The organism is Kitasatospora sp. NPDC059408 (assembly GCF_042751525.1).
GTDB lineage: Bacteria > Actinomycetota > Actinomycetes > Streptomycetales > Streptomycetaceae > Kitasatospora.
Genome location: NZ_JBHYWI010000013.1, coordinates 107625 through 126590 on the forward strand (window position 1 = coordinate 107625; position 18966 = coordinate 126590).

Here is an 18966-nt window from a genome sequence, read left to right on the forward strand (position 1 = left end):
CGATCACCGCCGCTCCACCTCCCCCGGCGGGCCGATACTGCCCTCCACGACGAGGAACGGGCAGGTCACCGGCGAGAACCCGGGACCGTCGGCGGTGATGGTCCGCGGACCCGTCTCGTCCTTGGCGAGGATCAGCAGCTGCCCGGCGAACGTCCCGTCCGCCCGCGGGTAGGTGGGCGCCGCCGAGGCGGTGATGCCGGGCTGCCAGGTGAACCGCACCGGCGCGCCGGGCGGGAAGTCCACGCCGCGGACGGACGTGACGAAGCCGGGCTTGCCGATCGGCGGCACCGCGACGATGCGGGGCTGCAGGATGCGCAGCGGGGTGCTCGCCCGGTGCGGTCCCGGTTCGGCGTCGGTGCCGGTGGTGGTGAGTTCGGCGGTGATGGTGGTGTCGAGCGCCGCTACCGGGGACAGCACCACGCGGACCACCTGGCTGCGGCCGGGCCGCAGGTCGGCGAGCGCACACGTCCCGGCCCGGCAGCCCGGGGGCAGCGCCTCGGTGGGCACGCCCGGGGGCAGCCCGAGGGACAGGCGCAGCCCGGTGGCGAGGGCCTGGCCGGCGTTGCGCACGGTGTAGGTGACGGTGACGTGGCCGCCGACGTAGCCGGGGTTGGGCTGGGCCGCGATGGCCACGCCGGGGCCGGCCGCGGGCTGGGGGCCCGGCTGCCCGTGCGGGTCGGTCGAGCCGGGCGGTGGCGCGGGGGCCGGCGACGTGGGCGTCGGGCTCGGCGTTGCCGTGGGCGAAGGCGTGGGCGTGGGCGTGGGCGAAGGCGTCGGCGTCGGCGTCGGCGACGGGCTCGGCGCGTCCTGCACCGGCAGGACCGTCTCGGCGAAGTCGTCCTCCGGATTCGGGTCGACGACCGTCCCGGTGACGCTCCAGCCGAACGGCTGCGGCCCGCTGCGGGTGCCGATCAGCGTGGCCGTCACCCGGACCTCCGCGCCCGGCGCCAGGGTGCCGAGGTCGCAGCGCAGCGCGCCGGCGTCGCACGTCCCGACCGGGGTCTTCAGCCCGCCGAGCCGGGCGCCGGTCGGCACCGAGACCGTGAGGGCGGTGCCGGGCGAGGGCGCGGGGCCCTTGTTGGTGACGGTGACGGGCACGTCCGTGGCGGTGCCGACGGGGACGTCGGGGGTCCGGGCGGGCGCCTTCAGCGCGAGGTCGACGGACTGCTGCACGGACGGCTCCTTCTGGCGTCCCGGCAGCCGGCGGTCGAGCGGGGTGAGCGTGCCGGCGGCGAAGTCGTAGACGCCGAGCCCCTCGGGCGAGTCGGGCGGCAGGGCCCGGCGCGAGGTGAGCACCAGCTGCGCGCCGTTCGCCGTCCAGGCGACGTCGCGGGGCTGGTAGGGGCCGTTGGCGGAGGTGTCGGGCAGCGTGCGGGTGCAGGCGCCCTTGTCGTCGCGGAGCCCGGCGGGCAGGACGACCGTGCAGTCGACGCCGGTGGGCGAGGTGACCAGCACGCCGTCCTGCCGGTTGTTCCCGCCGTCGCCCGCCTTGCGGTTGAAGGCGATGCGGCGGCCGTCGGGCGAGAACACGGGGCTGTCGTCGATGACGTTGCAGGTGCCCGGGCAGATCGCCTTGCTGAGGTCGGTCTGGCGGGTGAGGTCGCCGGCGGGCACGGTCCAGACGTGCAGGTTGCCCGCGTTGCCGTTGACCACGGCCGTCCTGGAGAAGGCGATCAGCTTGCCGTCGGGGGACCAGAAGGGCTCGCCGTCCGAGGCCCCCTGCTGTCCGGCCGGCGGCTCGACGGTGCCCACGACGGCGCCCGTGGACACGTCCGCGATCAGGATCCGGCCCGACCGCGCGGGCGTCTGGCCACCGCCCGGGGCGCTGCGGCTGAACACGATCAGCTTGCCGTCCGGCGAGAGCGACGGGTCGGTGTCGCGGTCGTCGGGGCGGCGCCCGGCCAGGTTCATCGGGTGCGGGTTCGAGCCGTCGGCGTCGGCGAGCCAGATCCGTTCGGTCCGGCCGGCCGGGGAGTCCTCGTAGCGGGTCACCACGATCTGGCGGCCGTCGGGCGTGTAGGCCTGCCGCTCGAACCAGGGGTCGTACCCGGGGCGGGGGTGGAAGAGCGGGTCGGCCGCCGGGTCGGTGCTGGTGTTGGTGTCGGCGGCCGGGTCCTCCCTCAGCACGCTGATGCCGAGGTCGCGCGGGTCGGCGCCGTCGGGGAGGACGTCCTGGACGTCGGCGACGTTGGAGGCGGACGCGCTGGTCTGCTCCACCACCGGGCCGCCCTGGGCCTGGGTGCCGAGCCAGGTCGGCGTGGCGATCAACCGGTCGGTGCTGTAGAGCAGTTGGGGCGCGGTGCAGTCACAGGTCGGCGCGCGGTAGAGGTTCACGACCGGCGGCTGCGGCGGATCCGCCGGGGGTTTGGGGGTGGCCACGTCGGGGCTGAGGAAGAGGACGCCGGTGCCGTCCGCCAGCCAGGAGGCGGAGCCGGTCTTCCAGGTCGAGCCGGTGCCGGGGAAGAAGGCCTTCTCCCCGCCGGTGGGCGAGGTGAGGATGAGCGTCCGGCCCTTCTCGCCCTGGTCCCAGGTGTAGACGATCTGGTTGCGGTGCTCGTTGTCGTCGAGCGGGTTCCAGGTCGGGTCGACGGCGTTCCCGCTGGTCACGTTGGTGATCCTGGTCGGGGGCCCGCCGGCGAACGGCCGCAGGTAGATCTGGGTGTGCGCCGGGTCGCCGGTGCACGCGTACGCGACCCATTTGCCGTCCGGCGAGACCGTCGGGTGCGTCTCGTCCGCCGCGCCGTCGGTCAGCCGCCGCAGGCCGCCGCCGTCCCGGTTCACCACCCACAGGACGTGCTGGGACGTGCCGCCCGTCCCGGTGGGCTCCAGCGCCTCGAAGACGACGGCCTTGCCGTCCGGCGCGAGCGCGGGGTGGGCGGTGTCCATGCCGGTGGTCAGCCGGTGCACCGCGCCGGCCGCGTCGCGCAGGTACACCTGCGGCAACGGGCCGTCGCGCAGGCTCGTGAAGACCAGCTCGCCACCGCGGGCCGAGGGGTCCTGGTCGAAGTGGACCGGGCCCGGACCGAACAGCGGCGTGCTGTCCGCCGTGCCGGTCACCCGGCCGAGGCCGCGGTGGTTCGTGCCGGCGAAGACGATCCGTCCACCGGGCGCGTCGGCCGTCACGGCCGGGGCGGCCCGGCCGCCCGACCCGCCGGGCGCGGAACCCAGGGTCAGCACGGCCGCCGCCAGCGCGAGCAGGACGGCGACGGCGGCCCGGGCCGGCCGCCGGTTGGAGCGGGGAGTGCCGGTGGCGCCGGTCACGCTCGACCTCACAGGTTGCAGGGGCGGTCTCCCCAGCAGTCTCACCGGCCCGCGCGCCCGGGAACAGGGCCCGGGCACCCGATCCGGGGGTAGCGGCCGCTGTCCCCGGAGGGCAGGACGCGGCGGTCCCGGGGCCCGCCCGCCGACGGGGGTACGAAGGCGGGCCCCGGTGCACCGCCCCTCAGATGAGCCCGCGCCGCATCGCGAACCCGACCGCGTGCGCCCGGTTGCGCAGGCCCAGCCGCGTGATGATCTCGTGCAGCACGTTCTTGACGGTGCGTTCGGAGTAGGAGGTCTTGGCGGCGATCTCGCTCGTGTCGAAGCCCTCCGCCACCAGCCGCAGCATCTCCACCTCCCGGGCCGTCAGCGTCGACAGGGTCAGCCCGCGCCCGTCGAGCATCGTGCGCTGGAGCACCCCGATCCGGTCGAGCAATTCGCCGAGCAGGTCCCCGGGCATCACGCCCTCACCGTTGGCGAGGGCGGTGATGAGGTGCACCAGCCGGTCCTGGTCCGCCTCCGAGCGCCGCAGCACCGCGGCGACCCCGTACTCGACGATCGTCTGCAGCCCGCCCGCCTCGAAATGGCCCACCACCAGGCCTATTCGGCCCGAGGTGGCGAGCCGCAGCCGGCGCAGCCGCTCGGCCACCACGTCGGTCAGGGCGTCCACCACCAGCAGGGAGACGTCCGCCTTCCCCGCGTCCGCCTCGCTCAGCAGCTCCACTTCCGGCCGCTGGCGCAGTTGCTGGACCACGCCGGTCTGCAGGATGAGGTCCTCCGCGTACACGGCCACGCGCACCTGGCCCGGCCTGCCCGGCACCTGGCCCGCCGCGCCGGACGGTCGGCCCGCCGCGCCGCGCACCGGCTGGACGGGGACGCGCGCCGCGTCGGAGGGACGGGCGCTGCCGGACCGTGGCGCCACCTGGGTCCGCCGGGTGGTGACGGCCTCCTCGCGGGACGTATCGGTCGACGTCGACGTCATCGAACACTCCATTCTGCAGTGGACCTGCGGTGTGACGGCCGTCCGCCGCAGGGCGGGACCGGCCGTAAGCCTGAGTGGGGGTGCCCGGCTCGCGCGCTGCTGCGCGGCGGCACCGGACGGGGGTGCGTCGTTCGCCCGTGACGAGGGCGGCCTGTCCGCGCGGGGCAAGGGGTGCGGCCCGCGGCTTGCCCGCACGGCCCTCTCCGCGGACGGGCCGGCGGTCCTACCGTCACGCTATGACCACATCCGCCGAACTCGGCCTGCCCACACTGACGGTGGCGCCCGGTGGCGTGGCCACCACGACGCTGACCGTGCGCAACGGTCTCGACATCGTCGAGGCGTACTCGCTGGAGGTCGTCGGCGACTGCGCCGCCTGGACGACGGTCGAGCCGGCCCGCGTCTCCCTCTACCCCGGGACGTCCACGACGGTGACGGTGCGCCTCGCCCCGCCACGGTCGCCCGCCGCGCGCGCCGGTGAATTCCCGCTCGGGATCCGGGTGTTGCCGACGGAGCGCCCCGAGCTGGTGACGGTCCCGGAGACCACCGTCACGGTGACCCCGTTCCAGGAGCTCCAGGCCGCGATCGCCCCGCGCCGCCGCCGCGGCTGGCTGCGCGGGCGTTACCGGACGTCGGTGCGCAACCTCGGGAACGCCGCCGGCAGCGTGGTGTTCACGCCCGGGCAGGCCGGTGAGGACCTGCGGTTCAAGGTCACCCCGGAGAAGCTGCGCCTCGAACCCGGCGAGTCCGGGGAGGTGCGGCTGCAGGCACGCGCCCGCAAGCTGATCTGGTTCGGCAAGCAGGCGTCCTGGCCGTTCGAGGTCACGGTGGGCCCGGAGGAGGTCAAGCCGCCCGGGAAGGAGTCGGCCGACACCCCCGCCGAGGTTCCGACGGTGACTCAGCGCCCCGTCCTCAGCGGTGAGTTCCTCCAGCTCCCGATCTTCCCCAAGTGGCTGCTCGCCCTCCTGGCGGCACTGATCGCGCTGCTGCTGGCGTGGTTCGCCCTCGTCCGCCCCGCGGTGCGCAGCTCCGCGAAGCAGGCCGCCGAACAGGCCGTCGCGCAGCAGAGCGCCACCCCCGGCCCGGCCACCGGCGCGGAGCCGGGAGCCCCGGCCCCCGGCGGCACCCCCGACCAGGGGAAGCCCGGCGCCGGCCAGCCGAGTGCGGGGCAGCCGGGAGCCGGGCAGCCGACCAGCGGCAGCCGCGGCGGCCCCGGCCCGGGCCTGGCGGTGCCGGGCACCGGGCAGCAGAGCTCCGCCACGATCGACGTGCAGACCGCGAACGCCGCTTCGTCGTCCGGCAGTTACCAGGTGCCGCACGGCAAGGTGTTCGACATCACCGACGTCGTGGCCAGCAACTTCCAGGGGGACCAGGGGCAGTTGACCATCACGGCCGGCAAGCAGACGATCATCACCATCGCGCTGGAGACCTTCCGCAACCAGGACTACCACTGGGTGACTCCCATCCAGGTCCCCGAGGACCAGGCCGTGACGGTGAACGTGACCTGTGAGGCGCCCGGCACCCCGGCCTCCGGCAAGCAGGCGCCGACGTGCCACGAACTCCTCAACGTCAGCGGAACGTTGAGCGACATCAGGCAGGGAAACTGAATCGGCGTGCACCTTTCCGGTCCGGTTCCCCGGGGGAACCGGACCGGAAAGGTGCACCCGGCGCCCCACCCGTGTCAACGGGCCCCTTCCGCCGGAACGGGCCCGCCCACCTCCGCGATCTCCCCCTGCCCCATCCCCTCCCGCGCCCCGTGACCATGTCAACACTCGGTAGACACCCTTGCTCGTTCGGGCACCTACTGCCAACTCCGGCCGACCGGCCCCCGCACACCCACCTGCCCTCCCGGGGAACCCTGTAGGGCCCCGGCGGGCAGCGAGCCCGTCCCGCGCGGACGGCCGGTTGTGCCCCGACGCGCTCCTGACGTTCCGTCGATCCGGAGTTAGCGTTGCGCCGATCCCACACCAAAGACGGCACCAGGGCCGTACGTACACCAAATCACCACAAGACCGGACCGCTACACGAAGGAAACCCCACTCGACGCACGCGACCCCCTGGCTCGCCGGCCCGCGGAGCCGACGGTCGATCGCGATCGGATCCCGGCGCCCGGCTCCTCACACCCTCCGGTCGTGCGCACGGTTGCGCACGGTTGTGCCCGTTCGGGCAGCCTGTGCCATGATCGTCTGCCGTCATGCCGTCAGGTCGACCTCGGGGGGACACATGAGCCGGATCAACTGCCCGCAATGCGGGACGCTCGACCAGGTGCGGAGCGTTCCCAGCGTCTACGAGTCGCAGACCAGCACGTACTCCGGGACCAGCACCGGCTACTCCTCCGGCGTCGCGTACGCGCGCGGGGTCGGGGTGGTCCCGAGCTTCGGCAGCTCGACCGTCCACAGCTCCGGCTCCACCAGCAGTCTGCTGGCGTCCCACATCGCGCCGCCGCCCCCGCCGCGGCTCGTCCGGCCGAGCGGCGGGTGCGCACTGGCGATCGTCGTGGCCGTCGCGGCGGCCTGGGCGCTCGCCATGCTGCCGTTGTTGACGTCCGGCGACAAGGGCGCCGGGCAGAACTCGGCGATCGCGTTCACCGTCCTGGGCGGCCCGTTCGTCCTCGCGGCGGTGTTGCTGATCATCCAGCGCTCAAGGACCCGCCGGCGCTCGCAGAAGGCCTTCGAGGCACATTCCGTGGTGTACCCGTCCTTCGCGACCGCCTGGAGCGCCGCCTACCTGTGCCTGCGCTGCCACGTCGCTTACGTGCCGGAGGGCGCCCTCGGAATCGGCGCCTCACCGGCCGTCCCGGTCCACCGCTTCCCGGACCTGGTCGCCAGTACGGCGGCCCGGCTGCGCGGCGAGATGTGACGAGCACCTCCCGTCAGGGGAACGGCCGGTGGCCGTGCCGTGCGGGACGCCCCTTTCCAGCCCTGTGTTCTCGGCGCCCATGGGCCGCATCCCGGTGACCTGGTCGGCCATCTCGATCCCGCGCCGGCCCGGGGCAACCGACCGCGCGCCTCCCGGCGGAAGAGCTCCGAGCCACGGGCACCGCGCGATTTCTCCGTGGTGACGATCAGGAAGGTCCGGTACTCGCGGGCCATCGCCTCGCACGCGGGACTGCCGCCGAACAGCGACTCCAGGAGTCCGTCCAGGTCGTACCCCAGCACACGGTCCTCGGCCGCCGCGTCGATCCCGTCCCCGTGGAACTCCGCGACGATGCCGATGGCGATGATCCGCACCAGCGCGACGTACCGCTCCCAGCTGGTGAACTCGGGAACCACACAACGGACGTACTCCCAAGCACAGGCCAGGACCTCGGCCCGGGTCCCGGCCGGGAGATCCGGTCCCCTGAGATCGGAGTCGAACTCACTCGGATAGAACCAGGCATCCGAGCTCGCGGGCCTCGTGACCATCGGGCGCTCCAGGGCTTCAGGGGACCTTGTCCGATCGGCTACCCGTTCCGGGCACCGAGCACCCAGCCCGGGCCGCCGGGCCCGTCGAGCCAGACCCGCTGATCGTCCCCGGCGATGGTGAGGCCGTAGCGACCCCGGTCCGGGCGGTCGTGGTCCTCGTACGTGCGGTGGGCGGCTTCGAGCTCGGCCCACAGCCGACGCGGCCCGCTCTCGCGCACGCTGCCGTCGGCCCGGAGCTCGGCGATCGACCCGCAAGGCGCCCAGACGCAGGCGCCGACCGGCCGACCGGCATCCGACAGTTCGTAGGTCCAGCCCAGCCGGCCGAGGGCGACGCCGACCAGGAAGCGGAAGTCCTCGTCCACCACCGCATCGGCCCCGACCTCGCTCGCCCGGCCATCACCACCAGGCAGCCTCGGGCGACGGATGATCCCGCAGTCCCCCGCCGCGCGGAGCGGCATGAAGTACGCACCGGTGGCGAGGAACCGCCCACGGGCCTGCCCGGGGCCCGTCCTCTCGGCACGCACGACACCCGCCCCGAGCGGAGCCACGATCACACCGCCGTCGGCGAGCCCCGACAACCAGGCAGCCGGGATACGGCCGATCCCACAGGTCGCGATGATCCCGCCGAACGCACCATCGGCGGCCGCAGCACCGTCAGCGGTGACGACGGTCGGCCGGTAGCGCGTCATGCCGAGCCGACGCCGGGCCTCGGCCGTCACGTCCGGATCGACGTCGACGGTCACGACCCGATCGGAGCCGTAGCGGTGGGCGAGCAGGGCGACGTTGTAGCCGGTCCCGGCGCCGATCTCCTTTACCCGCCCGTCGCCGAACTCGCCGAGGGCCTCCAGCATCGTGGCCATGAGGGACGGCTGCGTGGACGACGACGCGGCATTGCCGCCGATCAGGTGCGTGACGAGCGGCCGGTCCTCGTACACGGCCCGCAGCCACCCGGGGTCGTCCCGGCAGACGCGCTCCTGCCGGCCGTCCGGCCCCTGCCGGTAGAAGTACGGCACGAAGACGTGCCGGGGCACATCCCGGAACGCGCGCTCCCACGCGGGGTCGTTCAGGGAGCCGCCCGCGACGAGCGCGTCGACGAGGGCGCCATGGAGGGTGTCGGCGCCCGGCTCGGTGGTGGAGGTCACGTGGTGCCCTTCTGCAACAGATCCGCCAGCGCGGTGGTGACGGCGGAGCGGGTGCAGTCGATCCACGCCCACTGACCGCCCGGGTTGACGTCGACCAGCCAGTGCGTCCCGGCCCGGTCGACGATCAGGTCGACGGCGGCGAAGACGAGTCCGAGCCGCCACAGCATGTCCAGGATGCCCGTGCGGACGGCGGCCGGCAGGCCGATCGGCGCGTACGTCAGCCGTTTCGAGTCGATGCGCCAGTCCAGCCGCCCCGGCCCGTCGGGAGCGTCGATCCGCACCGGGAAGACCCTCCCGGCCACGCACGTGACGCGGACCTCGTACGCCTTGTCGGTGATCTCCTCCTGGAACAGGTGCGCGGTCAGGGAGACCCGCGGTTCGTCCCACCGGTCGGGCGGGACTCGGGTGGTGTAGATCTGCCCGCGCTTGCCGTCCTCGGTGTGGACGATGCCGCCGAGGACCTTCGTGACGATCCGCCCACCGCAGCGCTCGGCGAAGTCCCTGACTGCGCCCGGGTCGTTGGTCACCAGGGTCGCGGGCACGCACAGCCCGGCCTCGGCCGCCGCCGTGAGCTGCGCGGGCTTGGTGCAGTCCGCGTTCCGTTCGGGCCGGTTGACCCACAGGACGTGCGGCAGCGAGCCGAGGACGCCGGCCAGGCCGCGCTTGGCCTGCCCGGCGGCGAACCGCTGCTCCGGGCCGGACATGGTGGTCGGAAATCGGAAGGCGGTGGGCTTGCGCCACCACACGCAGGCCAGCTCGGAGAGGTCGATCCCGCCCGTCGCCCCCGCCAGTGTGCCGCCCCACGCCCCGTCGGGCCGGAGCTCCGCCGACACGGTCGTGCGCTGCGGGAAGTCGGCCAGGTCGGTCCGCCAGAACGGAACGCCCCGGGCGTTGAGTTCGCGCAGGACGTGGTCGGCGGTGGGGTCGAGGTCGTGGGTGATGACGAGCACGCGGGGCGAGGTGCCCCGCGTGCTCCCGGCGCAGGTGCCGGTGCCGGCGGTCATCGTCAGTCGTCGTTCTGGTCGAAGTCGACGCTGATGACGGTCTGTCCGTCGCTCTCGGTCTGGCAGCCGGACGATTCCATGGTCGGCGTGTCCAGGGCCAGGCGACCGTCGATCAGCGACAGCTGTGTGCGGGGGTCGAGTCCGACCGGAGGCAACGGCACGACGGTCACGGGGTTGGTGACGGCGTCGAGCCCGAACGGGCGGGTGGCGAGCGGGCCGGGCGGCTCGGTGTCGACTTGGAGGTTCAGTGTGGGCAGGCGGTCGGTCAGGACGGACAAGGCCGGCTCCTTCTCGGGCTCGGAGTTCACTCGGGCGGTGGCTGTCGCGGGCAACGGCTGGCACGGATCTCCAAGGACCTGACGTCCGAGCCCGATGACCGGCGCGCGTCGCTTCGACGACCGACTCCTTCCGCTTCGCAGGGGAACGTGTCGGTGCGTGTCGAGTACAGCGCCAACTCGACATCCCGCAAAAGACGTTGCCCGTAGTCCCGGGGTTGTCCCGGCCTCGCGCGCAGTAGGCTTCCGGTCACCGTCGATGATGGAATTGGCCCGTGGACGACCCGATCCGGCACCCTCTCGCCTATGCCCGTGAACTGCGCGGGTGGTCACAGAGCGACCTCGTCGTCTCCCTCGACCGGGCCGCCCGCCGGCACGGACTGCGCTCCGGCGCGGACAAGGCGGCCGTCAGCCGGTGGGAGAACCGGCGCAAGCAGCCGAACCCGGATTCGCAGCTCCTGCTCGCGGAAGCCTTCGACGTCCCGATCGCCGACATCGAGCTGTACGGCTGGCCCGACTGGCTGCCGGGAAGCGAAGTCCCGCTGCCGCTGGGGGCGGCGTACGCCGTCCAAGCACTTCGAGACGCACAGAGAGCCGCCATGGACCGCCGCAGCTTCATGACCTTCAGCGCCGCCGCACTGGCTGGCCTCGCCGCTCAGTGGGCCTCGATCGAGCCGGATCGCCTGCCTTCCGCCCTCGCCGGCAGGACAGCCGTGGAGCCCGGGCTCGTGGACTGGCTGGAGGAGACCAGCGCGAAACTGACGGCCATGCCCACCGAGCAGCGCCAGCACACGATCAAGCTGATGGATGCCCACCTCGTCACCGTCACCGACCTGATCGACGGCGGCCGCCACACCGAGCCCGTCGCCAAGCGGCTGCACCTGCTGGCCGCGTCACTGGCCACCACCTGCGGCTGGTACCGCTTCGACCAGGGCAAGCACTTCGCGGCGGGGAAGCTCTGGGCGGGCGCGCTGCAAGCCGCCAATGCCGCGGGCGACCGCGACTTCGGCGCCGGTGTGCTCTCCGACTTCGCCTACCAGTCGAACTGGACCGGCCGCCCGGACGTCTCGGTCGACCAACTCGGCCACGCCCTCTCCGGGACCAGGCACCCCACCGCCCGGTCGCTGCTCTTCCTCCGACGAGCCAGGGCCCACGCGGCGCTCGGCGAACGCTCCGCGTGCTACCGGGACCTGTCCGAAGCCGAAGTGGCCCTGTCCACCCGGGCCGACGGTCCCGCACCGGCCTGGTGCGCTTGGATGGGCCCCGCCGATCTCGCCGTCGACTCCGGCCAATGCCTCCTGGACCTCGGCCGGACAGACGAAGCGCGCCTCCGGATGGCCGAGGGCATGTCCCTCCTGCCCAAGTCCCGGGACAAGACGCGCGGCATCTTCCTGACCTACCAGGCCAAGGGATTCCTCCGGTCCAACGACGTCGAGCAGGCACTCGCCGTCACCACCGAATCCCTCGACCTGGCCACCCGGATCGGCGCCGAGCGGTGCGTCGCCCTGGTCCGCGAGCTCGCACCCGCGTTCAGGCCGTACCGCCGGGTCGACGGCGTCGCCGAGTTCGTCGACCGGGTCCGGGCCGCCTAGAGGACGGCGCCGCACCGGCCGGTACGAGCGGAACCCGCCGGCCGCTCGCCGACCACGGAGAGCCCGCCCCACCGGGGAGCGGGCCCTTCGCGTTCACGGCGTTCCCGTCATCCGACGGCTCAGTAGACCAGCGGTCCCGACATGATCAGGCCGGTGCTCAGGTCCTCGACCGCCACGTAGAGCTCGTGCACGCCGTCGTTGTGGTAGAGCGGCCACGTGTTCACTCCGCCGCCCCAGCCGGTGTGCGTGGCGCCGTCGGTCTGGATGTTCACCTGCCACAGGTCGACCTTGCACCCGTTGGCCGGCCCGTCGACGTGGCCGTAGGCGTACATGTCCGAATAGGGCAGGACGTACGCGTGGCAGGGGCCCTGGTAGGCGTCGCTGCCCAGGCCGGAGGCCGAGGCCTCGCCGGCCGGCAGGGCGACGAGGCCGGCGGCGAAGATCCCTGCCGCGGCAAGCTTGATCGTACGTGTCATCCTCACGGTTGCTCCTTCGAAGGAGATGAAAGGTCGGGCGCGGAGCCGGGCCGGATCGGGCCGATGAACGATGCCCGGCCGCCCGTCCTCGACCCTCGTGCACTCCCGGCGCAGACGGCAATATTCCCGTACAACTCCGTACGGCCCCTTGATCGGACTCACCCTTTGCCGCCGACCCGCACCGCCCTGCGAGGGGGCTCCCGGGCCGCGGCCCGGGAGCCCCCTTCGTCATCGGCGACCGGGCCCACCCCTGACACGAGCGCAATATGATGATCCATCAGTTGTACTCCACGGGTGGATCAAGGAGAACAGTCATGTCCGAAACAAGAGTTCGCGACCTCTCGGGCAAGGTCGCGATCGTGGTGGGCGGCAGCCGGAACCAGGGCGCGGCCTGCGCCGAGGTGCTGGCGGCGCGCGGCGCGACCGTCGTGATCAGCTACGCCAACGACGCGCAGGCCGCCGAGCAGACCGTCGCAGCTCTGCGCAAGCACGACGTCACCGCGGAGGCGGTGCGCTCCGACGCCGCCGTGTCCGCGGACGTCACCGCGCTGTTCGCCGGGGTGGTGGAGCGGCACGGGCGGCTCGACATCGTGGTGCACCTGCCCGGCATGGTCCTCAAGAAGCCGCTGGCCGAGATCACCGACGAGGAGTTCGACCGGGTGATCGACCTGAACACCCGCAGCGCGTTCTACAGCCTGCGGGCGGCGGCGCGCACGCTCGCGGACAACGGCCGGTACGTGGTCCTCTCCACCACGCTGACCTCGGTGATGACCGGACCGTACGGGCTCTACTCGGGCAGCAAGGCCGCCGTCGAGCGCATGGTCCTGGCGGCGGCCAAGGAGTTGGGCGCGCGCGGCATCACGGTCAACGCGGTGGCCCCCGGCCCGGTGGACACGTCCTTCTACCGGGCCGCCGAGACCCCGGAGTCGATGGCGGCCGCCGCCGACCACAGCCCGCGCGGCCGGCTCGGCCGGCCCGACGACATAGCCCCGGTGGTGGGCTGGCTGGTCGGCGACGAGGCGGGCTGGGTGTCCGGCCAGACGGTGCGCGCCAACGGCGCGATGTTCTGAGCCGCGGCGGCCCGGGAGTCCGGCTCCTCGTCCCCCTGTGGGCGCAGGCCCCTCAGTACCAACGGGTCTGCCCGGCGACGCCCTGCCCCGTCCGGGCGGCATGGCGCAGCACGCGCAGCGGGCCGTCGAGGAGGACGTCGGCGTCGTGGGCGGGATCGTCTCCCAGGCCGTCCAGCCAGGCGTGGATCCGCTCGATGACGTCCCGCCGCCGGGGGCCGGTCAGGGCCAGGGCTTCCTCGGCGCGGGGCAGGCAGGCCCGCACCTGGGCGGAGTCGAGCAGGAAGTCGCCGAACCAGCCGGGGAGTCGGAGCGTCGCCTCGGCGCCGAGTGCGTAGGCGAGGGCCCAGAAGGGGTTGGCCTTCCGGGCCGTGGCCGCGAACAGGCCCTCGCCCTCGTTCGCCGGGAACTGCTCCATGACGGCGTCACGCAGGGCCTCGACGGCGTCGGAGTCGTCCAGGCAGCTGTCGAAGAACCGGTAGAGCCGGAGGGCGTCCTCCGTAGCCGCCCACCCCCCGGCGCCGGCGGTCCGCCGGGTGAACAGGGACTCCCCCGCCAGCCCCCGCCACCACGCCAGCTCGGTCGTCACACCGGCGGGCGCCGACGGCGGGGGTGGCGGCGAGCTCCGGACGGCGGCGAGCAGCAGTTCCCGCACCTGCTCGTCGTCCACCGTGCCGACGACCCAAACACCCGTGGCACTCACGGCCTGCCTCCCACTCTCACGATCCGACCGCAGATCATGCCCGACGCCTCCGACGGAGCACCGGCCAGGGCGGTGCCTCCTACCGCTCCGCGGCCCCCGCCCACCACGCCGGGGCACAGGCCACCCCCGCAGCGACCAGGTCCTGCTTGGAGACGGATGCGTCGGCGAGCCACGCCCGGATCGCCCCCGCGAAGCCGTGCGCCAGGAACTGCGCCACCACCGGCCGGCTGACGTCCGGGAGAGCGCCGTCGCCCGCGCGCGCCAGGAAGGCGAGGGCGTAGTCGGCGAAGTGCCGCACCAGCGCGTCTAGTTTACGAGGGGAGTCGCCATGTCGCCCCGCGCCACGGTCCCGCCCGAGGAGGCCGCCGACCGGCTCGCCATCCGTGAACTGGTCGACGCCTACGCGCACTGCGCGGACCGCCGGGACCCGAAGGGCCAGCTGGCCCTGTTCACGGAGGACTGCCGCTTCCTGGTCTTCATGGACGCCACCGCGGCCGAGCCGACCCAGGAGCTGCACGGCCGCGAGTCCCTCGCCCCGGTCTTCGACAACCTCAACACCTACCGGGCGACCACCCACTTCAACGGCCAGAGCACCGTGTCCCTCGATGCCGACGGCCGACGCGGTTCCGGCGAGAGCTACTGCCTGGCCCACCACGTTTCGTTCGGGGCGGACGCCGAACGCACCATCATGGTCGCGTCGATCCGCTACCTGGAGGAGTTCGTCAAGCAGGACGGCACGTGGCTCTTCGCCGAGCGCCGCCTGATGGTGGACTGGACCGAGACCCGCCCCTCCACGCCCTGAGCCGGACAACAGCCTGCGCGACGCCGACCCGGCCGCCGACCGTGAACCCGGCGCGGGGACGGGTGGCCAGTCCGGATGAGTCAGGGGCTCTCCGGACCGGCGCCGTCGACGAACGTGTAGAGCTCGACGATCACGCCGTCCTTGCAGTGGGCGATGTCCATCCCGGTCACGACGGGCGGCCGGCCGGCCGGACCGAAGCGGAACCCGAGGTGGCCGAGGTCGTCGTTCACGGAGACGGGACCGTCCGGTTCGAAGACCCAGTCCGGCGTCTCCTCCCGCAGCTCGGCCGCGCGCTGCGCGAGGGCCGCACGCCCGCGGACGACGCGGTCGGGCTCGTGCCAGACCACGTCCTCGGCGTAGGTCCCGGCGATGACCGCGGCGCGGCGGACGGGGTCCGGCTCGTTGAAGACGGCGAGGAGGTTGCGCCGCATGAGGTCGGCGACGGTGCGGGTCATGGTCCGTCCCTAAGAATGTGAGGCGGTCCGGGAGGACCGGGTGTGGCTGATGGTCGGTTGCCGTCCGTGGCTGCGAAGGAATGGCCGCGCGGTCCTTCGGGACGCTCCGACCACTGATTGAGAACTGCGGTCATCGCTGGTCAGGGACCTGTCGGCGGAGTGTCCCACGGACCACGAGGTGCTGGTCACGATGGATACGGAGCGACGGGCTTGAGCGCGTCTCACGAGCGGATGTGGGTCGGCATCGACGCCGGCAAGGGGCACCACTGGGCGGTGGCGGTCGACGCCGCCGGCAACCGCGGCCCGCAGCACGCGTACCGCCTCGTCGCGGTCGCGGGGCGGGCCGAAGACGTTGTCGCCGGCCAGCTGCATCGCGCCGTATCCGATGCGGTGCACCCGCCGGGGGCCGAGGGCGTACGAGCCGGCGGCCGCGACGGTCGAGGTGTGTTCGGGCATGACGTCTCCCCTGTCCGGACGTGCGGACTCGGCTGTCAGTTTCGGACGGTCCGCATGGCCGCCGCCCAGGACTCCAGCTCTTCGAACAGCTTGGTGGCCGCGGCGTCGTGGTGCGCGCCGGGCTTGAAGAGCGAGAGGTCCTCGAAGTCGGTGAACAGCGAGAAGGCCAGCTGCTGGTTCACATGCGCGAGTTGGACCGCGCTGGCGACGGTGCGCAGGTGCTCGGCGGCCCGGATGCCACCGACGGTGCCGTACGAGACGATGGCGGCCGCCTTGTTGTTCCATTCGGCGTAGGCGAAGTCGATGGCGTTCTTCAGCACGCCCGGGAGGGAGTGGTTGTACTCGGGGGTGACGAAGACGTAGCCGTCGAACTCCGCGACCTTGGCCGCCCACGCCTTGGTGTGCTCGCCCTGGTACCGGCCCATGGCCGGCGGCATCGGCTCGTCCATGAACGGCAGCGGCCAGTCGGCGAGGTCGACGAGCTCGTACTCGGCGCCGGTCCGGGCGCCGGCCCGGTCGACGACCCAGTCGGCGACGGCCTTCCCGTTGCGGCCGGGGCGGGTGCTGCCGAGGATCACGGCGATCTTGAGCGTGGTCATGACGTTCACTCCTTGCGTACGGCTCGGCCGGGCCAGGCCGGGCGGGGCGGGGCGGCGCGGGGCTAGGCGGGGCTTCCGTCGGTGTGGTTCGCGTCCGTCAGGCGGGCCCGGACGGTCGCGGTCAGCCGGAGGCGGCGCCCGGCCACGCCCTTGAGCCCGGTGACGCCGTGGGCGTAGCGATCGACGGTCGCGGTGGCCTCCACGGCGATCTCGTCGCCGTCGACGTCGGCGCTGGTCACGGTGAAGGTGACGGGCGCGCCGGTGCCGTGCGCGGTCAGCTCGCCCCGCAGGGCCCAGACACCGGTTTGGTCCAGTTCGGCCTCGGTGGCGGTGAACCGGATGTCCGGGTAGGTGGCGGTGTCCAGCAGGGCCTTGGACAGGACCTGGCGGTCGCGGTTCTTGTTGCCGGTGTCGAAGCTGCCCGCGTCGGCGACGGCGTCCACCCGGCTCGCGGTGAGCGGCTCGGCCAGCGAGACGGTGCCGCCGCGGAGCCGGAAGCTGCCGCGGACCGTGCCCAGTCCGAACAGGTGCTTGGTGGTGAAGGTGATCTCGGAGCGGGGGACGTCGATGGCGTAGCGGCCCGGCGTCGGCGTGGCGGTGGTCATGATGAGCCCTCCTGCTTCACTTGAGCCTTCAAGTCAAATCCCGAGCCTGTGAACTTGAAGGCTCAAGTGACAACAAGGACGCACTCACCTATGTTCCCCCGAACGGGCTCAGCCGAGGCCGAGCTGGCGGGCGATGACGGAGCCCTCCGCGTAGCAGTCGAAGCGCTTGATCCTGCCGTCGACCAGCTCGAACACGTCGCAGCACGGCGCGTCCATCCGCTTGCCGGTGGGCGGAACCGTCCCGGCGGGCGTCTCCAGCGGCCCGAGGTGGGTGCCCTGCAGGCGCAGCTGCACGATCACGATGTCGCCGGTGACGTAGAACCGCTCCAGCTCGCGGTGCATGTCGGGGAAGGCCTTGGCGTACACCTCGACCGTCTTTCCGAGCTCTTCGGCACCGCGGTACGTGAACGGGATGGACATGTCGGTGAAGGTGCCGTCCTCCGTGAAGGCCGCGACCCAGCCGGCGACGTCCTGCTCCTCGGCGACCTGGTAGGCGGCGCGGATGATCTTCTCGTTGTCGTGGGACATCTCGATCCTTCCGATCCCTGCGGTGGCTTGCGGTGCACATTCACTTTAACCTTCAAGTCATCGCCGAGCGCAAGAGGCTGGAAGGCGGGAATTTTCAGGACACTTGTTCGCCCTGTGCCCTACAGGCGACTTGAATCGTCAACGAGCAGGCGAGTCGATGCGCTGCAGGATGCGCTCGGCGTCCTGCCCGAGCCGGCGCAGGCGCTCGCCGGAGAGGTTGTCCACGACGAGGCGGCGGACGAAGGCCACGTGCGCGGGTGCGGCCGTTTCGAGCTTGGCCATGCCGGCGGGCAGCAGGATGGCGTTGGTGAAGCGCCCGTCCGCCGGATCCGCCTCCCGGCGGACGTAGCCGCGGCCCTCCAGCCGCTTGACCAGGTGCGAGAGCCGGGACAGCGACGTGCTGGTGTTCTCGGCGAGGACGCTCATGCGCAAGGTCCACTCGGGGGCCTCGGACAGCATCGCCAGCGTCATGTACTCGACCATGCTCAGATCGGCGTCGCGCTGCAGCTGGGCGTCGATGGCCCAGGGCAGCCGCGTCATCAGCCGCACCACCGACAGCCAGGAGTCCAGCTCGGCCGGACTGAGCCAGAGGCCGTCCTGCTCGCCCGCCCGCACCGCGGTCGCCTCGTCGTGGGTGGTCATTCTCGCAGCGTATCAGCCACACTCCGCGGATGACATGGCCTGCCGCAGCCGGGCACGATGCGGCCATGTCACATGAACATTCAATGGAGCCCCCCGGCCGGGCCTCACCCGCTCGACGACGGGGCGTACTGCGCCAGCCCGTCGCCGAGCGACCAATCGATGGACGCGTTCTCGGCCAGGGTGACGAACACGTTCCGGGGCTCGGTGCCCGCGTACTGCTCCGCGAGTTCCGCGATCCGCCGGTACAGGGCGCGCTTCTGGTCGGGAGTCCGACCGGCGCGCAGGGTGATCGCGATGTAGACGATGCCCTCGTCACGCCGCACGCCGAGGTAATTCCCGTACCGCAGTGTGCTGTTGATGCCGTCGTGGCCGACCAGGACCTGGAACAGGTCGTCCGGCGGAATGCCGATCGTCTCCATCAGGGCCTCGTGCACCGCGCGGCCGAGCGCGTCCAGGCGGGCACCGTCGGCCCGAAGGGCGTCGATCCGAACGAACGGCATAGCGGGTTCCTCCCCATCGACCGACCGCGCGCCATGGGGCCACGGCCGCGGGACCGATCCATCCGCCACGATTGTACATACCAGTAGGTACAGGCACGTCTGCCAGGTGAGATACCGGTTCCCCGGCGGGCCTCACCGATCTACGCTCACTCACATGCCACAGTCCGTACGCCTCCACGTCCACATCACCACCCTCCCGGGCCGCGGCCAGGAGCAGCTCGACGCCTACGAACGCCTCGCGCCGCTCGTGCGGGCCGAAGAGGGGTGCCTGCAGTACGACCTGCACCGGGTCGTCGGCGATCCGGACCGGTTCGTCCTCACCGAACTCTGGGCATCGCGCGAGGCGTTGGCCGCGCACGACGTCACCCCGCACATGGTGGCTGCGGACGCCGCCGGCCCGGCGTTCCGGGCGGGTCCCGCGCAGGTGATCGAGATCGAGGCCGAGCCGGCGGCGTAGGGACCGGCCGGGGACGCCGGCC

20 protein-coding genes are annotated in these 18966 nt (G+C 72.7%); 6 read left to right on the forward strand and 14 right to left on the reverse strand.

Translation table 11 applies throughout. The annotated features are described in order from the left end of the window. Window positions 1-3 precede the first annotated feature (3 nt). Window positions 4-3261: a hypothetical protein gene (locus ACFXDE_RS11830; protein ID WP_380493305.1), complete on the reverse strand. Its 3258-nt coding sequence runs from the start codon at window positions 3259-3261 to the stop codon at window positions 4-6. 181 nt (window positions 3262-3442) lie between these two features. Then, a complete protein-coding gene (locus ACFXDE_RS11835) occupies window positions 3443-4240 on the reverse strand; it encodes a response regulator transcription factor (protein WP_380493307.1) in 798 nt (265 codons plus the stop codon). Window positions 4241-4476: 236 nt separating this feature from the next. Here ACFXDE_RS11835 and ACFXDE_RS11840 point away from each other — a divergent pair, with 236 nt between their 5' ends. Both ACFXDE_RS11840 and ACFXDE_RS11845 read left to right on the forward strand, forming a co-directional pair. Then, window positions 4477-5844, forward strand: coding sequence for a hydrolytic protein (locus tag ACFXDE_RS11840; RefSeq protein ID WP_380493309.1), 1368 nt, complete (start codon window positions 4477-4479; stop codon window positions 5842-5844). Between the two features lie 616 nt (window positions 5845-6460). Next, window positions 6461-7096, forward strand: coding sequence for a hypothetical protein (locus tag ACFXDE_RS11845; RefSeq protein WP_380438632.1), 636 nt, complete (start codon window positions 6461-6463; stop codon window positions 7094-7096). 583 nt (window positions 7097-7679) lie between these two features. Here the strand turns inward: ACFXDE_RS11845 and ACFXDE_RS11850 are convergent. The 3 genes from ACFXDE_RS11850 to tgmA are packed head-to-tail and all read right to left on the reverse strand — an operon-like array spanning window position 7680 to window position 10065. Further along, complete coding sequence (locus ACFXDE_RS11850) at window positions 7680-8783, reverse strand: methyltransferase domain-containing protein (RefSeq protein WP_380493312.1); 1104 nt, start codon at window positions 8781-8783, stop codon at window positions 7680-7682. Then, window positions 8780-9787: an MvdC/MvdD family ATP grasp protein gene (locus ACFXDE_RS11855; protein ID WP_380493314.1), complete on the reverse strand. Its 1008-nt coding sequence runs from the start codon at window positions 9785-9787 to the stop codon at window positions 8780-8782. The genes ACFXDE_RS11850 and ACFXDE_RS11855 overlap by 4 nt, the downstream gene beginning before the upstream one ends. A gap of 2 nt (window positions 9788-9789) precedes the next feature. Continuing rightward, entirely contained in the window at window positions 9790-10065 is a 276-nt protein-coding gene (tgmA, locus tag ACFXDE_RS11860) for a putative ATP-grasp-modified RiPP (protein ID WP_380493316.1), read from the reverse strand. Window positions 10066-10337: 272 nt separating this feature from the next. Between tgmA and ACFXDE_RS11865 the strand changes: the two genes are divergently transcribed. Further along, a complete protein-coding gene (locus tag ACFXDE_RS11865; protein WP_380493318.1) occupies window positions 10338-11654 on the forward strand; it encodes a helix-turn-helix transcriptional regulator in 1317 nt (438 codons plus the stop codon). 119 nt (window positions 11655-11773) lie between these two features. On the opposite strand, the gene ACFXDE_RS11870 is transcribed toward ACFXDE_RS11865, so the two are convergent. Beyond that, window positions 11774-12130, reverse strand: coding sequence for a hypothetical protein (locus tag ACFXDE_RS11870; protein WP_380493320.1), 357 nt, complete (start codon window positions 12128-12130; stop codon window positions 11774-11776). A 314-nt stretch (window positions 12131-12444) separates the two neighbouring features. On the opposite strand from ACFXDE_RS11870, the gene ACFXDE_RS11875 reads away from it, so the two are divergent. Then, window positions 12445-13200, forward strand: a complete 756-nt coding sequence (locus ACFXDE_RS11875; protein ID WP_380493322.1) for an SDR family oxidoreductase — start codon at window positions 12445-12447, stop codon at window positions 13198-13200. Window positions 13201-13252: 52 nt separating this feature from the next. On the opposite strand, the gene ACFXDE_RS11880 is transcribed toward ACFXDE_RS11875, so the two are convergent. Both ACFXDE_RS11880 and ACFXDE_RS11885 read right to left on the reverse strand, forming a co-directional pair. Then, window positions 13253-13900: a hypothetical protein gene (locus ACFXDE_RS11880; protein WP_380493324.1), complete on the reverse strand. Its 648-nt coding sequence runs from the start codon at window positions 13898-13900 to the stop codon at window positions 13253-13255. Window positions 13901-13979: 79 nt separating this feature from the next. Next, window positions 13980-14198, reverse strand: coding sequence for a hypothetical protein (locus ACFXDE_RS11885; protein ID WP_380493326.1), 219 nt, complete (start codon window positions 14196-14198; stop codon window positions 13980-13982). A gap of 30 nt (window positions 14199-14228) precedes the next feature. On the opposite strand from ACFXDE_RS11885, the gene ACFXDE_RS11890 reads away from it, so the two are divergent. Further along, window positions 14229-14702 (forward strand): nuclear transport factor 2 family protein, encoded by a 474-nt coding sequence (locus tag ACFXDE_RS11890; protein ID WP_380493328.1) that lies wholly within the window; start codon window positions 14229-14231, stop codon window positions 14700-14702. Window positions 14703-14782: 80 nt separating this feature from the next. Here ACFXDE_RS11890 and ACFXDE_RS11895 read toward each other — a convergent pair whose 3' ends face one another. The 6 genes from ACFXDE_RS11895 to ACFXDE_RS11920 all read right to left on the reverse strand — a co-directional run bounded on the left by ACFXDE_RS11895 (window position 14783) and on the right by ACFXDE_RS11920 (window position 18487). Then, a complete protein-coding gene (locus ACFXDE_RS11895) occupies window positions 14783-15157 on the reverse strand; it encodes a nuclear transport factor 2 family protein (RefSeq protein WP_380493330.1) in 375 nt (124 codons plus the stop codon). A gap of 491 nt (window positions 15158-15648) precedes the next feature. After that, window positions 15649-16212, reverse strand: coding sequence for an NADPH-dependent FMN reductase (locus ACFXDE_RS11900; protein WP_380493332.1), 564 nt, complete (start codon window positions 16210-16212; stop codon window positions 15649-15651). A gap of 62 nt (window positions 16213-16274) precedes the next feature. Continuing rightward, entirely contained in the window at window positions 16275-16817 is a 543-nt protein-coding gene (locus tag ACFXDE_RS11905) for a YceI family protein (protein ID WP_380493334.1), read from the reverse strand. A gap of 108 nt (window positions 16818-16925) precedes the next feature. Then, window positions 16926-17345, reverse strand: a complete 420-nt coding sequence (locus ACFXDE_RS11910) for a nuclear transport factor 2 family protein (protein WP_380493336.1) — start codon at window positions 17343-17345, stop codon at window positions 16926-16928. Window positions 17346-17483: 138 nt separating this feature from the next. Next, window positions 17484-17987 (reverse strand): MarR family winged helix-turn-helix transcriptional regulator, encoded by a 504-nt coding sequence (locus ACFXDE_RS11915; RefSeq protein WP_380493338.1) that lies wholly within the window; start codon window positions 17985-17987, stop codon window positions 17484-17486. Between the two features lie 104 nt (window positions 17988-18091). Continuing rightward, window positions 18092-18487 carry a tautomerase family protein gene (locus tag ACFXDE_RS11920; RefSeq protein ID WP_380493340.1) on the reverse strand — a complete coding sequence of 132 codons (396 nt, stop codon included), beginning with the start codon at window positions 18485-18487 and terminating at the stop codon, window positions 18092-18094. Window positions 18488-18641: 154 nt separating this feature from the next. On the opposite strand from ACFXDE_RS11920, the gene ACFXDE_RS11925 reads away from it, so the two are divergent. Then, window positions 18642-18944, forward strand: a complete 303-nt coding sequence (locus ACFXDE_RS11925) for a putative quinol monooxygenase (protein WP_380493342.1) — start codon at window positions 18642-18644, stop codon at window positions 18942-18944. The last annotated feature ends 22 nt before the right edge of the window (window positions 18945-18966 follow it).